Source organism: Variovorax sp. OAS795, assembly GCF_040546685.1.
Lineage (GTDB): Bacteria > Pseudomonadota > Gammaproteobacteria > Burkholderiales > Burkholderiaceae_C > Variovorax.
On record NZ_JBEPOH010000001.1, the window covers coordinates 3,522,223 to 3,536,088 of the forward strand.

The following is a 13,866-nucleotide window of genomic DNA, read 5'->3' on the forward strand; positions in this document are numbered from 1 at the left end:
CCCGTTGGTGTGTGAAGCCGGATGCACTTCAGGCGGCAGTCGGTGCCGGATCCGGATTGACGGCAGGCGTACCGCCGCTGCCGCCGCTGCCCGACGGCGGGATGCGCGGCGTCCAGTCCTTGGGCGGGCGCGGTGCGCGGCCGGCCATGATGTCGTCGAGCTGTTCGCTGTCGATGGTTTCCCACTCGAGCAGGGCCTTGGCCATGGCATGCATCTTGTCGCTGTTTTCCTCGATGAGGCGGCGCGCCAGGGCGTACTGCTCGTCGATGATGCGGCGGACTTCGGCGTCGACCTTTTCCATGGTCTGCTCGCTCATGTTCGTGGTCTTGGTGACCGAGCGGCCGAGGAACACTTCGCCCTCGTTCTCGGCATAGACCATCGGGCCCAGCGCATCGGTCATGCCGTAGCGCGTGACCATGTCGCGGGCGATCGAGGTCGCGCGCTCGAAGTCGTTGCTCGCGCCGGTGGTCATCTGGTGCATGAACACTTCTTCGGCAATGCGGCCGCCGAACAGCATGCTGATCTGGTTCAGCATGTACTCGCGGTCGTAGCTGTAGCGGTCTTGCGCCGGCAGGCTCATGGTCACGCCCAGGGCGCGGCCACGCGGAATGATCGTGACCTTGTGGACCGGGTCGCACTTGGGCAGCAGCTTGCCGATGAGGGCGTGGCCGGACTCGTGGTAGGCCGTGTTGCGGCGCTCTTCCTCGGGCATGACCATGCTCTTGCGCTCGGGGCCCATGAAGATCTTGTCCTTGGCCTTCTCGAAGTCCTGCATCTCGACGACGCGCGCATTGCGGCGTGCCGCCATCAGGGCGGCTTCGTTGCAGAGATTGGCCAGGTCGGCGCCGGACATGCCGGGCGTGCCGCGCGCGATGACGCTCGGGTTCACGTCCTGGCCCAGCGGCACCTTGCGCATGTGGACGCCCAGGATCTGCTCGCGGCCGCGGATGTCTGGCAGCGTGACATACACCTGGCGGTCGAAACGGCCGGGGCGCAGCAAGGCGGCGTCCAGGATGTCGGGGCGGTTGGTGGCGGCCACCACGATCACGCCGAGGTTGGTCTCGAAACCGTCCATCTCGACCAGCATCTGGTTCAAGGTCTGTTCGCGCTCATCGTTGCCGCCACCCAGGCCGGCACCGCGCTGGCGGCCTACCGCGTCGATTTCGTCGATGAAGATGATGCAGGGAGCGTTCTTCTTGGCGTTCTCGAACATGTCGCGCACACGGGCCGCACCCACGCCGACGAACATTTCGACGAAGTCGGAACCCGAGATCGAGAAGAACGGAACCTTGGCCTCACCGGCGATCGACTTGGCCAGCAAGGTCTTGCCGGTGCCCGGAGGGCCGACCAGCAGCAGGCCGCGCGGAATGCGGCCGCCGAGCTTCTGGAAGCGCTGCGGGTCCTTGAGGAAGTCGACCACTTCACGGACTTCTTCCTTGGCCTCGTCGCATCCTGCGACGTCGGCGAAAGTGACTGTGTTGTTGTTCTCGTCCATCATGCGGGCCTTGCTCTTGCCGAAGCTGAAAGCCCCGCCTTTGCCGCCGCCCTGCATCTGGCGCATGAAGTAGATCCAGACGCCGATCAGGAGCAGCATCGGGCCCCAGCTCACCAACAGCGTCATGAGGAGCGAGCCCTCTTCACGCGGCTTGACGTCGAACTTGACGTTGTGGTCGATCAGGTCGCCGACCAGCCCGCGGTCGAGCACCGTGGCCGTCGTGCGGATCTTGCGGTCGTCGTTGGTGACGGCCACGATCTCGCCGCCGCCAGCGCCTTCAGGAATGACGGCACTCTTGATCTGATTGTTTCGGACCTGGTCCAGGAACTCCGAATAGCTCACCGCTCCTGACCCGACACCGCCGCGGGTGTCGAACTGCTTGAACACAGTGAACAACACCATCGCGATGACAAGCCATACGGCTACTTTGGAAAACCACTGATTGTTCAAACGAAGCTCCAGTCGAAAGCGCGTGACAAGATTGTGAAAGAACGCGCTATGGATACGCAATTGCGCTCCATTTTAGGCTTTTCAAGCTGCGAAAAGCGGGCATTTCCCTAAAGCAGCCATAGCCTTGCAAGGGTCTGCACCTATACGGGCGCCCTGCCAGGGCCCCGGGTAGCAAGGTATCAAGGCGTTTCCTGGGCTTTCAGACCCATGCCGACCAGAAAGGTTTCGGACGATTTGTCCCGGGAAGCCTTTGGCTTGAAAGGCTTCACGGTCCGGAAATTGGCCTTGAACAGCTTCACCAGCTCGTCATAGCCGCTGCCATGGAAAAGCTTGGCCACCAGCGCCCCTTCAGGCTTCAGGTGGTGCTGAGAGAAGTCGATGGCAAGCTCGATCAGGTGCGCCACCCGGGCGGCGTCGGCCGAATGGATGCCCGACAGGTTGGGTGCCATGTCCGAGACCACCAGGTCGGCCTTGCGACCCGCCAGCACGCCCAGCACCTGCTCGAGGAGCGCCGCCTCGCGGAAATCGCCTTGCAGGAACGTCACGCCCTCGATCGGCTCCATCGGCAGCATGTCCAGCGCGACGATGGTGCCGTTCAGCTCGCCGGCCGCGGCGCCGGCGGGCGACATCCGCCGCCGCAGGTACTGGCTCCAGGCCCCCGGCGTGGAACCCAGGTCGACCACCAACTGGCCCGGCTTGACCAGCCCGAGCGATTCGTCGATTTCCTTGAGCTTGTAGGCGGCGCGTGCGCGGTACCCCTCCCGCGTGGCCAGCTTGACGTACGGATCGTTGATGTGGTCGTGCAGCCACGCCTTGTTGACTTTTTTGCTTTTCGCCTTGGTGCTCATGGGGAGCCTCTCGTGCTTCGCACTGCGGTATTCGCCTTGGAAGCGGCCCGGCGGTTCGAGAGGTTGCTTTCTACCCTCGATAATACGGGGATGCCCGCCATTCAACTTACCCCTGCCGAGCGCAAGGTGCACCGCGCCGAAGCTCACCACCTGGATCCGATCGTCATGGTCGGTGGAGACGGGCTGACCCCTGCCGTTAAAAAAGAAGCCGACGCAGCGCTCAAGGCCCACGGCCTCATCAAGGTTCGCGTCTTTTCCGACGACCGCCTGGCTCGCGACGCCATGCTTCGCGAACTGGCCGACGAACTCGATGCCGCGCCCATCCAGCACATCGGCAAGCTGCTGGTGCTGTGGCGCCCCAAGCCGGAGAAGGAGCGCGTGGTCGATGAAGACCGCATGCCCGGACCGCGCGACATCAAGGTGCTGAAGTACAGCAAGCGCGGCGGCCAGCGCCCCGAGATCAAGACCCTGCGCGTGCTCGGCAACCAGCGCCTCACCCCCGGCGGCACCATCAAGCGCGCGAAGGCGAAGCGGCCGCTCTCGGCCAAGAAACGCAACCAGGCAGACTGAACTTGGCGCCAGTGCAAGGCGCCCAGCGCCACATTCTCTGCATGAAGTGGGGCACCAAGTACGGCCCCGAATACGTCAACCGCCTCTATGCAATGGTGCGCCGCAATCTCAGCGGCGACTTCAAGTTCGTGTGCCTGACGGACGATGGCACCGGCATCCGCCCCGAGGTGACGTGCCTGCCGATTCCGCCGCTCAACCTGCAGCTGGCGCCCGGCCAGCGCGATGGCGCCTGGAAGAAACTCACCACCTTCGAAAAAGACCTGCACGGCCTGCGCGGCACCGCGCTGTTCCTCGACGTGGACGTGGTGATCGTGGGCAGCCTCGACGCCTTCTTCGAGCATCCCGGCGAGTTCCTGATCATTCACGACTACGCGCGCCCCTGGCGCCGTGGCCGCATCACCGGAAATTCATCGGTGTACCGCTTCGAGCTGGGCGCCCACGCCGACGTGCTGGCGTATTTCCGCGACAACATGGACAAGGTCCAGGCCGAGTACCGCAACGAGCAGACCTACCTGTCCGCCATGATGCACAAGCAGGGCAAGCTGGGCTACTGGCCTGCCGCCTGGTGCCCGAGCTTCAAGTACCACGGCATTCCGACGTGGCCGACCAACTACTGGGAAGAGCCCTTCGTGCCCGAAGGCGCGCGCATCATGGTGTTCCATGGCGAATGCAACCCGCCCGATGCGCTGGCGGGCCGGCGCAACCGCACCTTTCGCTTCATCAGGCCAGCGAGCTGGGTTGCCAGGTTCTGGAAGGAATGAGGTGGACGCAGGCGGTGGGTGGGCAGCTTGCCCAGCCGCCAGCCTTCAGTCGGCCTAGGGTGCGCACGCAGCGCCCATGCGCCACAGCAGCACGCCGGCACAGAGCCACTGAACCAGGTACATCCCGCTTCCCACGGCGTGCCACAGCTTGAGGTTGTCGCGCGCCAGGATGCGGGGCGCCACGGCATATTGCTGCAGCAGCGCCAGCAGCAACGCAGCCAGTATGAGGAAGATCGCGGCCATCGAGGCACTGTCGATGCGCTCGTCCATCTTCGTCCTGAAATGCACCAGCAGCAGCAGGCCGCAGCCGATGGCGATCCAGCTCTGCGCCTCGAACAGCTGGCCGGCAAAGTTGCCCGCCACCGCGGGGCTTCCGAGCTTCGCGAACAGCATCGGCACCACGAGGAAGCCGATCGTCGTGAGGCTGCCCCACCAGAAGGCGGCCAGCAGCAGCGCGAGACGGTCTTTCATGTGGCGCGGCGGGTCAGGGTCAGAGGTAGCGGACCGCGACGATCTCGTAGCGCTTGAGGCCGCCCGGGGCCTGCACTTCGGCCACGTCGCCCTCTTCCTTGCCGATGAGCGCACGCGCGATCGGGCTGGAGATGTTGATGAGGCCGAGCTTCAAGTCGGCCTCGTCTTCGCCCACGATCTGGTATTTGACCGCTTCACCGGTTTCTTCTTCCTCGAGTTCGACCGTGGAGCCGAACACCACCTTGCCGCCGGCGTCGAGCTCGGCAGGGTCGATGATCTGCGCGGCCGAAAGCTTGCCTTCGACTTCCTGGATGCGGCCTTCGATGAAACCCTGGCGATCCTTCGCAACCTCGTACTCGGCGTTCTCGCTCAGGTCGCCCTGCGCGCGGGCCTCGGAAATCGCATTGATGACCCAGGGGCGATCGACGGTCTTGAGCTGGTGCAATTCAGCGCGCAGTTTCTCGGCACCGCGCTTGGTGATGGGGATGGTGGCCATGTTGGGTTCTCCATAAAGCGAAACCGCCGAACGCTGCCGTTCGGCGGTCGATGAGGGAAAGGATCAGACGAGGGTGCGTCCGGTCAGCCGGCTCAGGATGGCGAGCGGGCTCGAATCGGGATTGTATTGCTTCGCCGCGGGCAGATGAAGGGTCTGCTCGAGCATGTACTGGCCCGCCATGACGGCGTGCGAGGTCTGGTCCGAAAAGCACACCCACACCGAGCCCGGCGGGAATTCGGCCTTTTCCTGCGGCGAGCTTTCCTGGTAGGCCATGTCCGACTTCATGCCGTCGTGCAGCTGCAGCATCAGGTGGTCGTATTCGCTGCGCAGCGATTTGGTGACGCGCAGCGCGCGCAGCAGCTTCGCCTGCCAGCGCACATAGGGCTTGGCACGCGGAAGGAAGCGCCGGGCGATGTCTTCGAAGGGCTCGCCCACGCGCCACACGCGCGGCGCGCCGTCGGGATTCACGTTGGTGAACACGCGCAGGATGCGCTCGCCGTAGTTGGGCCGCGACGGAAACGCATCGACGTGCAGCCTCCGGTCGTCGGCGCGCCAGGACTGCACGCGCGTCTCGACCTGCGCCGGCCGGTAGCTGGTCGGCGCGAGGCGCAAGGCCGTTGTGTAGTGCGGCAGCAGCCCATGGATGAGTTGCTGCGCCTGCGCGCGAAAGCGCCCGACCATGGCGGCCGTCGCACGCTGCACCGCTTCATCGCCCGCCACGCCCTTGAGGTGGCCGTTGGCATCGAGGCTGATGTTGCGCACGTCGGGCGACAGCAGGCTGGGCGTGAGCAGGCGGCGTTCGTCGGCCAGCAGTTCGAAGCCCAGTCGCGGAAAGTACAGCACCTTGCCTGCTTCCAGTTCCGCGATCCACGCCTCGTTGGGCGTGGCCGCGCTCCAGTCGGCCAGGTCCAGTTCGACCAGCTGGGTTTCCATGATGGCGCTCAGGCGGCAGCCAGTTGCGCGTGCATCTCCTGCACCGAGATCACGCCGAGCTCGTCCATGAAGCCCATGCCTTCGACTGCCGCTTCGGCGCCGAAGATGGTGGTGAACGTGGTCACGCGGGCCAGCAACGCCGAGGTACGGATCTGACGCGAATCGGCGATCGCATTGCGGCGCTCTTCCACCGTGTTGATGACCAGCGCGATCTCGTTGTTCTTGATCATGTCCACGATGTGCGGGCGGCCTTCGGTCACCTTGTTGACCGTCGCGCATTCGATGCCTGCGGCGCCGATGGCCGCGGCTGTGCCCTTGGTGGCGATGATCTCGAAACCCAGCTTGACCAGGCCGCGCGCCACTTCGACCGCGCGCGCCTTGTCGTTGTTCTTCACCGAGATGAAGACCTTGCCCGACTTCGGCAGGTGCGTGCCGGCGCCGAGCTGCGACTTCACGAAGGCTTCGCCGAAGGTCTTGCCCACGCCCATGACTTCGCCGGTCGACTTCATCTCGGGGCCGAGGATCGTGTCCACGCCCGGGAACTTGACGAACGGGAACACGGCTTCCTTCACGCTGAAGTACGGCGGCGTGACTTCCTTCGTCACACCCTGCGACTTGAGCGACTGGCCGGCCATGCAGCGTGCCGCCACCTTGGCGAGCTGGATGCCCGTGGCCTTGCTCACGTAAGGCACGGTGCGCGATGCGCGCGGATTCACTTCGAGCACGTAGATGACGTCCTTGCCGTCCTTCTGCTGGATGGCGAACTGCACGTTCATCAGGCCGACCACGTTGAGCGCGGCAGCCATGGCGGCGCTCTGGCGCTTCAGCTCGGCAATCGTCTCGGCGCTCAGGCTGTACGGCGGCAGCGAGCAGGCGGAGTCGCCCGAGTGCACGCCGGCTTGCTCGATGTGCTCCATCACGCCGCCGATGAGCGTCTGGCCTTCGGCATCGCGCAGGCAGTCGACGTCGCATTCGACGGCGTCGTTGAGGAACCGGTCGAGCAGCACCGGGGAATCGTTGCTGACCTTGACGGCTTCGCGCATGTAGCGCTCGAGGTCGCGCTGCTCGTGCACGATTTCCATCGCGCGGCCGCCGAGCACGTAGCTCGGGCGCACCACCAGCGGGTAGCCCAATGCCGCGGCCTTCTCGAGCGCCTCGGGTTCGGTGCGCGCGGTGGCGTTCGGCGGCTGCAGCAGCTTGAGCTCATGCAGCAGCTTCTGGAAGCGCTCGCGGTCTTCTGCGGCATCGATCATGTCGGGCGAGGTGCCGATGATCGGCACGCCGTTGGCCTCGAGGTCGAGCGCGAGCTTGAGCGGCGTCTGGCCGCCGTACTGCACGATCACGCCGAGCGGCTTTTCCTTGTCGACGATCTCGAGCACGTCTTCGAGCGTGAGCGGCTCGAAGTACAGGCGGTCAGAAGTGTCGTAGTCGGTCGACACGGTTTCGGGATTGCAGTTGACCATGATGGTCTCGTAGCCGTCCTCGCGCATCGCGAGTGCGGCATGCACGCAGCAGTAGTCGAACTCGATGCCCTGGCCGATGCGGTTGGGACCGCCGCCGAGCACCATGATCTTCTTCTTGTCGGTCGGGTTCGCTTCGCACTCGTCCTCGTAGGTCGAGTACATGTAGGCCGTGTTGGTCGCGAACTCGGCCGCACAGGTGTCCACGCGCTTGTAGACCGGGCGCACGCCCAGCGCGCGGCGCTTCTCGCGGACGGCGGTGTCGGTGGTCTTGAGCTGCTTGGCCAGGCGCCGGTCGGAGAAGCCCTTCTTCTTGAGCGCGAGCAGCGTGTCCTTGTCGATGTCGGCCAGCGACTTGGTTTCGAGCTCGAGTTCGATCTTCACGATCTCTTCGATCTGCACCAGGAACCACGGATCGATCTTGGTCAGCGCGAACACTTCGTCGACGCTCAGGCCCATGGCAAAGGCGTCGCCCACGTACCAGATGCGCTCGGGGCCGGGCTCGCCGAGTTCCTTCTCGAGCACTTCGCGGTCCTGCGTCTTTTCGTTCAGGCCATCGACACCCACTTCGAGGCCGCGCAGCGCCTTCTGGAACGATTCCTGGAAGGTGCGGCCCATGGCCATGACCTCGCCCACCGACTTCATCTGCGTGGTGAGGCGCGAATCGGCCTGCGGGAATTTCTCGAACGCGAAACGCGGAATCTTGGTGACGACGTAGTCGATCGAGGGCTCGAACGACGCCGGCGTGGCGCCGCCGGTGATCTCGTTGCGCAGCTCGTCGAGCGTGTAGCCCACCGCCAGCTTGGCCGCGACCTTGGCGATCGGGAAGCCCGTGGCCTTGGACGCCAGCGCCGAGGAACGCGAGACGCGCGGGTTCATCTCGATGACGACCATGCGGCCGTCCTTCGGGTTGATGGAGAACTGCACGTTCGAGCCGCCGGTGTCCACGCCGATCTCGCGCAGCACGGCCAGCGAGGCGTTGCGGAGAATCTGGTATTCCTTGTCGGAGAGCGTCTGTGCGGGTGCCACGGTGATCGAGTCGCCGGTGTGCACACCCATGGGGTCGAGGTTTTCGATCGAGCAGACGATGATGCAGTTGTCGGCCTTGTCGCGCACGACTTCCATCTCGTACTCTTTCCAGCCGAGCAGCGACTCCTCGATCAGGAGCTCGTTGGTGGGCGAGGCTTCGATGCCGCGCTTGCAGATGGTCTCGAATTCTTCCGGGTTGTAGGCAATGCCGCCGCCGGTGCCGCCAAGCGTGAAGCTGGGGCGGATCACGGTGGGGAAGCCGACCGACTTCTGCACGGCCCAGGCCTCGTCCATCGAGTGGGCGATGCCGGAGCGCGCCGAGCCCAGGCCGATCTTGGTCATCGCGTCCTTGAACTTCAGGCGGTCCTCGGCCTTGTCGATGGCCTCGGGCGTGGCGCCGATCAGCTCGACCGGCTTGTTGGTGGCCGCGCCCGTGTACTTGTCGAGCACGCCGTTGCGCCAGAGGTCGAGCGCGCAGTTCAGCGCGGTCTGCCCGCCCATGGTAGGCAGGATGGCGTCAGGGCGTTCCTTGGCGATGATCTTCTCGACCGTCTGCCAGGTGATCGGCTCGATGTAGGTCACGTCGGCCGTGGCCGGGTCGGTCATGATCGTCGCGGGATTGCTGTTGATCAGGATGACCTTGTAGCCCTCCTCGCGCAATGCCTTGCACGCCTGCACGCCGGAGTAGTCGAACTCGCAGGCCTGGCCGATGATGATCGGGCCGGCGCCGATGATGAGAATGGATTGGAGGTCTGAGCGCTTGGGCATCTTATTTATCCTTGGTGAAACCGATGCCGCGGCCGCTGTAGGCGCCCGGCTTCGGCTCATCCATCAGTTGATGGATCGCGTTGAATACATCGCGAAAGTTCTGGTCGTATCGCTGTTCCAGCGCGTTCAGCTTGCGCTTGAGATCGGCATGCTCCGACAGCATGCTGCGCAGCTTGACGAAGGTGCGCATGATCTCGATGTTGACGGCCACGGCGCGCTCGCTGCGCAGCACGCTCGACAACATGGCCACGCCCTGCTCGGTGAACGCCACGCTGCGGTAGCGCGCGCCGCCGGAACCCGGCTTCTCGGGTTTTGAGATCACAAGCTGTGATTTCAAATTCTCGAGGTCCTGGTTCGCCAGGGTGAAGGCGAAATCCGCCGGAAAACGATCGAGGTTGCGGCGCATGGCCTGCAACAGGACCCGGGTCTCGACGCCATAGAGCGCGGCAAGGTCCTGCGCCAGCATGACCTTGAGGCCACGCAGCACATAGATCTTGCCCTCGGCATCGCGCAAGGCGGCGATCACCGAGACGTCGAGCACCGCGGGTGCATCAGCCACGTGCCTGCTCCATGAGCGCAGTGAAGCGGTCGAACAGGTAGCCGATGTCGTGCGGTCCGGGCGAGGCTTCCGGGTGGCCCTGGAAGCAGAAGGCCGGCTTGTCCGTGCGCGCGAGGCCCTGCAGCGTGTTGTCGAACAGGCTGATGTGGGTCGCCCGCAGGTTGGCCGGCAGCGACTTCTCGTCGACCGCGAAGCCGTGGTTCTGGCTGGTGATGCTCACCCGGCCGTTGTCCAGGTCTTTCACCGGATGGTTCGCACCGTGGTGGCCGAACTTCATCTTGAAGGTCTTCGCGCCCGAGGCCAGCGCCATGATCTGGTGGCCCAGGCAGATGCCGAAGGTGGGAATGCCGGTCTCGATGAGTTCCCGGACCGCGTTGATGGCGTAGTCGCACGGCTCCGGATCGCCCGGGCCGTTGGCCAGGAAGATGCCGTCGGGCTTGAGCTTGAGCACGTCGGCGGCGGGCGTTTGCGCCGGCACGACGGTGATGCGCGCGCCGCGCTGGGCGATCATGCGCAGGATGTTCTTCTTGACGCCGTAGTCGAAGGCCACCACGTGGAACCTGGGCGTGATCTGCACGCCGTAGCCCGGCTTGCCGTTCGAGTTGACGAGCTTCCACTCGGTTTCGGTCCACTCGTAGGTCTGCTTCACCGACACCACCTTGGCCAGGTCGAGCCCGGCCATGTTGGGCGCGGCCTTGGCGGCGGCAATGGCCTTGTCGATCAGCGCCTGCGTGACCGCCTCGCCCGCGGCCAGGCCCAGGATGCAGCCGTTCTGCGCGCCATGGGTGCGCAGGTGGCGGGTCAGCTTGCGGGTGTCGATGTTGGCGATGGCCACCGTCTTGCCGGCCACGAGGTATTCGCTCAGCGTGGCCGTCTTGCGGAAATTGGACGCGACGAGCGGCAGGTCCTTGATGATCAGGCCGGCGGCATGGATCTTGTCGGCTTCGATGTCTTCCCCGTTGACGCCGTAGTTGCCGATGTGCGGATACGTGAGGGTCACGATCTGCTGGCAATAACTCGGGTCGGTGAGGATTTCCTGGTAACCGGTCATCGAGGTGTTGAACACCACTTCACCGGTCGTGGAGCCGGCGGCTCCGATCGAATTGCCTTGAAAGACCGTGCCGTCTGCGAGCGCCAGGATGGCGGGCGGGAAACTTCCCTTGAGAGACAAAAGCACTGGGTTCTCCGGATGGTTACGGTCGCCCGGAGCCCCCAGGCGCGTTGCCTGCGGACTGCTGCTTAAGGGGAAGATGGCGTTGAAGGCGGCCGGGCGACGCTATTGCGAGTAAGCCCCCGATTGTAGCTCGGCGGCATCGCTCTCCCGCCCCGAGGCGCCCTAAAACATACGCCTTCCATGCCTTTATGGCATCGGCGAATCAGGAAACGGCCTGCGCCAGCCGGGCTGCGCCGCTCGCGTGCAGGCAGATGGCCGCGGCGGCCGCCACGTTCAGCGACTCCTCGCCGCCCGGCTGCGCAATGCGGATGTGATGCGTCGCCCTGGCTTCGAGCTCCGGCGAGACGCCCTGCCCTTCATGGCCCATCAGCCACGCGCAAGGCTCGGGCAGGCGCGCCTGGTGCAGCCACTCGCCCCGGTGCGAACTGGTGGCCACCAGCGGCACTCTCAGCCCGTCGAGCGCATCGGCCTGGACGCCTTCGATCAGGTGGAGCCCGAAATGCGCGCCCATGCCGGCGCGCAGCACCTTGGGCGCCCACAATGCAGCCGTGCCCTTGAGCGCGATCACCTGCGTGAAACCGAAAGCCGCCGCGCTGCGCAGGATGGAGCCGGCATTGCCGGCGTCCTGGAGGCGGTCGAGCACGACGCTGGGCGCGTCGGGCAACAGCGCGGGCCGGGACGGCAGATCGAGCACGAAACCCAGGGGCGCCGGCGACTCCAGGCCGCTGGTGGCGCGCAGGAGATCGTCATCGACCACTACGGTTTTGGTAGCACTGTTCGCCCACTCCGCAGGGGCCGACGGCCAAAAGGACGCCGAGAAGACGGCGATCGCCGGCTTCACGCCCCGCGCCAGCGCCGCGCGGCAAAGATGGTCGCCTTCGAGCCAGATGCGCCCGAGCTTGCGATAGGCCCCCGGTTCCTGGGCCAGCTTGCGCAAGTCCTTGAGCAGCGGGTTGTCGCGCGAGCTGATGTGGCTCACGCCGCCGGGAGTGGTCATGCCGCAGCTCAGGACTCGGGCCGAAGCTCGAGGTGCACGGTTTCGACCGTTGCGATGAGCCCGGGCATCTGCAGTGCAGCTTCGTCCGGTACGGCGGCGGGGCCGAGGGTGCGCGCCAGCGCTGCCGCCACGGGACTGAAAGACCTGCGGTGATGAACGCAAGCGCCGTGGCGCAGCAGCGCCTCCAGGTGCTCCGGCGTGCCATAGCCCTTGTGGCCGGCAAAGCCGTAGAGCGGAAACTCGACGTGCAGCTGCTCGCACAACCGGTCGCGATGGACCTTGGCAAGAATCGATGCGGCGGAGATCGCCTTGATGCGGGCATCCCCCTTGACGATGGCTTCTGCCAGCACGTCGAGCGTCGGCAGGCGGTTGCCGTCGACCAGCACCTTGGCGGGCTTCAGGCGCAGCCCCTCGACCGCTCGGCGCATCGCCAGCATGGTGGCCTGCAGGATGTTGTGGGTGTCGATTTCTTCCACGCTGGCCTGCGCCACCGAGCAGCACAGGGCCTTGGCCAGGATCTGGTCGTTCAGGCGCTCACGCTGCAGCGGCGTGAGGGTCTTGGAATCCGCGAGGCCCCGGATCGGGCGCTTGTCGTCCAGGATGACGGCCGCCGCGACCACGGGCCCGGCCAGCGGACCGCGTCCCGCCTCGTCCACGCCCGCGACGAGGCCCGGAGCGTCCCACACGAGGGCAGCCTGCTCAGCCTTCAAGAACTTTCTGGATCGCATCGGCGCAAAGTGTGGGCGTATCGCGCTGCAGTTGCACGTGCAGCTCTGAAAATTTTTGTTGCAGCGCCTGCGTCTTCTCGGGCGCATCGAGCCAGGCGAGCGTGGCAGCGGCAAGCGCCTCGGGTGTCGCCGCCTCCTGCAACAGCTCGGGCACCACGAACTCGCGCGAGAGGATGTTGGGCAAGCCGACCCAGGGCTGGAGCTGCTTGCGCTGCATGAAGCGCCACGACAGCGAATTCATGTTGTAGGCAATGACCATTGGGCGCTTGAACAACGCCGCCTCGAGCGTGGCGGTTCCGCTGGCGATCAGCGTGACGTCGCAGGCGGCGAGCGCAGCGTGCGACTGGCCGTGGAGCAAGGTCACGCGGCCCGCGATGCCGCTGGCCTGCAGCAGGGCCTCGACCTCGACGCGCAGCCCGGGCAGGATGGGTGCGACGAATCGCAGCGCGGGCCTCGCCTTCAGCATCTGCGCCGCGGCGGCAAAGAACCGGGCGGCCAGGTAGCGCACTTCCGACCGGCGGCTGCCCGGCAGCAGCGCGACGACCTCTGCATCCGGTGCCAGGCCCAGGGCGGCGCGGGCAGCGGTCCGGTCGGGCGTCATGGGAATCACGTTGGCCACCGGATGGCCGACATAGCTGCCCTGCACGCCATGCTCGGCCAGCAGCGCGGGCTCGAACGGGAAGATGCACAGCACGTGGTCGGCCGCGGCCCGGATCTTTTCGATGCGGTCCGGGCGCCAGGCCCAGATCGAGGGACAGACGAAATGCACCGTCTTCATGCCGCGGCTGCGCAATCCGGCTTCGAGATCGAGGTTGAAATCGGGCGCGTCCACGCCGATGAAGAGTTCGGGCCATTCGCGCAACAGCCGCGCCTTGAGCTGGCGGCGGATGCCGGCGATCTCGGTATAGTGGCGCAGCACCTCGATGTAGCCGCGCACGGCCAGTTTTTCTTGCGGCCACCAGCTCTGCAGGCCGTGCGCGAGCATGCGGGGCCCGCCGATGCCAACGGTCTGCAGAGAGGGCCAGCGCGCCTGCAGGCCGTCGAGCAGCAAGCCTGCCAGCAGGTCGCCGGAGGCTTCGCCCGCAACCAGCGCGAAGCGCCGCTGTTCGGCTGTCTGCGTCACCGCC

The 13,866-nt window shown here is 65.6% G+C and carries 13 protein-coding genes; 2 read left to right on the top strand and 11 right to left on the bottom strand.

Annotation, left to right across the window (positions count from 1 at the left end):
- Positions 1-28: 28 nt before the first annotated feature.
- Entirely contained in the window at positions 29-1,945 is a 1,917-nt protein-coding gene (gene ftsH / locus ABID97_RS17045; RefSeq protein ID WP_354399609.1) for an ATP-dependent zinc metalloprotease FtsH, read from the bottom strand.
- 179 nt (positions 1,946-2,124) lie between these two features.
- Entirely contained in the window at positions 2,125-2,793 is a 669-nt protein-coding gene (locus tag ABID97_RS17050) for an RlmE family RNA methyltransferase (RefSeq protein WP_354399610.1), read from the bottom strand.
- Between the two features lie 90 nt (positions 2,794-2,883).
- Between ABID97_RS17050 and ABID97_RS17055 the strand changes: the two genes are divergently transcribed.
- Together ABID97_RS17055 and ABID97_RS17060 are read left to right on the top strand one after the other, a co-directional pair.
- A complete protein-coding gene (locus ABID97_RS17055; RefSeq protein ID WP_021007511.1) occupies positions 2,884-3,363 on the top strand; it encodes a YhbY family RNA-binding protein in 480 nt (159 codons plus the stop codon).
- Positions 3,364-3,365: 2 nt separating this feature from the next.
- Entirely contained in the window at positions 3,366-4,124 is a 759-nt protein-coding gene (locus ABID97_RS17060; RefSeq protein ID WP_503012779.1) for a glycosyltransferase, read from the top strand.
- Between the two features lie 54 nt (positions 4,125-4,178).
- On the opposite strand, the gene ABID97_RS17065 is transcribed toward ABID97_RS17060, so the two are convergent.
- The 9 genes from ABID97_RS17065 to lpxB form a co-directional block, all read right to left on the bottom strand.
- Positions 4,179-4,595: a DUF4149 domain-containing protein gene (locus ABID97_RS17065; RefSeq protein WP_354399611.1), complete on the bottom strand. Its 417-nt coding sequence runs from the start codon at positions 4,593-4,595 to the stop codon at positions 4,179-4,181.
- 19 nt (positions 4,596-4,614) lie between these two features.
- Positions 4,615-5,091, bottom strand: a complete 477-nt coding sequence (gene greA / locus ABID97_RS17070; protein ID WP_354399612.1) for a transcription elongation factor GreA — start codon at positions 5,089-5,091, stop codon at positions 4,615-4,617.
- A 63-nt stretch (positions 5,092-5,154) separates the two neighbouring features.
- The gene (gene kdoO / locus ABID97_RS17075; protein ID WP_354399613.1) at positions 5,155-6,024 is read right to left on the bottom strand and encodes a Kdo hydroxylase KdoO; all 870 of its coding nucleotides are present in this window, start codon (positions 6,022-6,024) and stop codon (positions 5,155-5,157) included.
- Positions 6,025-6,032: 8 nt separating this feature from the next.
- Positions 6,033-9,281 carry a carbamoyl-phosphate synthase large subunit gene (carB, locus tag ABID97_RS17080; RefSeq protein WP_354399614.1) on the bottom strand — a complete coding sequence of 1,083 codons (3,249 nt, stop codon included), beginning with the start codon at positions 9,279-9,281 and terminating at the stop codon, positions 6,033-6,035.
- Between the two features lies 1 nt (position 9,282).
- On the bottom strand, positions 9,283-9,822 hold the full coding sequence (locus ABID97_RS17085) for an ORF6N domain-containing protein (RefSeq protein WP_354399615.1): 540 nt from the start codon (positions 9,820-9,822) through the stop codon (positions 9,283-9,285).
- A 10-nt stretch (positions 9,823-9,832) separates the two neighbouring features.
- Positions 9,833-11,017, bottom strand: coding sequence for a glutamine-hydrolyzing carbamoyl-phosphate synthase small subunit (gene carA, locus ABID97_RS17090; RefSeq protein ID WP_354399616.1), 1,185 nt, complete (start codon positions 11,015-11,017; stop codon positions 9,833-9,835).
- A gap of 199 nt (positions 11,018-11,216) precedes the next feature.
- A complete protein-coding gene (locus ABID97_RS17095) occupies positions 11,217-12,011 on the bottom strand; it encodes a TrmH family RNA methyltransferase (RefSeq protein WP_354399617.1) in 795 nt (264 codons plus the stop codon).
- An 8-nt stretch (positions 12,012-12,019) separates the two neighbouring features.
- Positions 12,020-12,739, bottom strand: a complete 720-nt coding sequence (gene rnhB, locus ABID97_RS17100; protein ID WP_354399618.1) for a ribonuclease HII — start codon at positions 12,737-12,739, stop codon at positions 12,020-12,022.
- The gene (gene lpxB, locus ABID97_RS17105) at positions 12,711-13,862 is read right to left on the bottom strand and encodes a lipid-A-disaccharide synthase (RefSeq protein WP_354399619.1); all 1,152 of its coding nucleotides are present in this window, start codon (positions 13,860-13,862) and stop codon (positions 12,711-12,713) included. The genes rnhB and lpxB overlap by 29 nt, the downstream gene beginning before the upstream one ends.
- Positions 13,863-13,866 lie beyond the last annotated feature (4 nt).

What these genes read in the sequence shown, in the direction of transcription:
- ABID97_RS17050 (WP_354399610.1), bottom strand. Translation starts at nt 2,793, where the DNA reads ATGAGCACCAAGGCGAAAAGCAAAAAAGTCAACAAGGCGTGGCTGCAC.
- ABID97_RS17055 (WP_021007511.1), top strand. Translation starts at nt 2,884, where the DNA reads ATGCCCGCCATTCAACTTACCCCTGCCGAGCGCAAGGTGCACCGCGCC.
- ABID97_RS17065 (WP_354399611.1), bottom strand. Translation starts at nt 4,595, where the DNA reads ATGAAAGACCGTCTCGCGCTGCTGCTGGCCGCCTTCTGGTGGGGCAGC.
- greA (WP_354399612.1), bottom strand. Translation starts at nt 5,091, where the DNA reads ATGGCCACCATCCCCATCACCAAGCGCGGTGCCGAGAAACTGCGCGCT.
- kdoO (WP_354399613.1), bottom strand. Translation starts at nt 6,024, where the DNA reads ATGGAAACCCAGCTGGTCGAACTGGACCTGGCCGACTGGAGCGCGGCC.
- carB (WP_354399614.1), bottom strand. Translation starts at nt 9,281, where the DNA reads ATGCCCAAGCGCTCAGACCTCCAATCCATTCTCATCATCGGCGCCGGC.
- ABID97_RS17095 (WP_354399617.1), bottom strand. Translation starts at nt 12,011, where the DNA reads ATGACCACTCCCGGCGGCGTGAGCCACATCAGCTCGCGCGACAACCCG.
- rnhB (WP_354399618.1), bottom strand. Translation starts at nt 12,739, where the DNA reads ATGCGATCCAGAAAGTTCTTGAAGGCTGAGCAGGCTGCCCTCGTGTGG.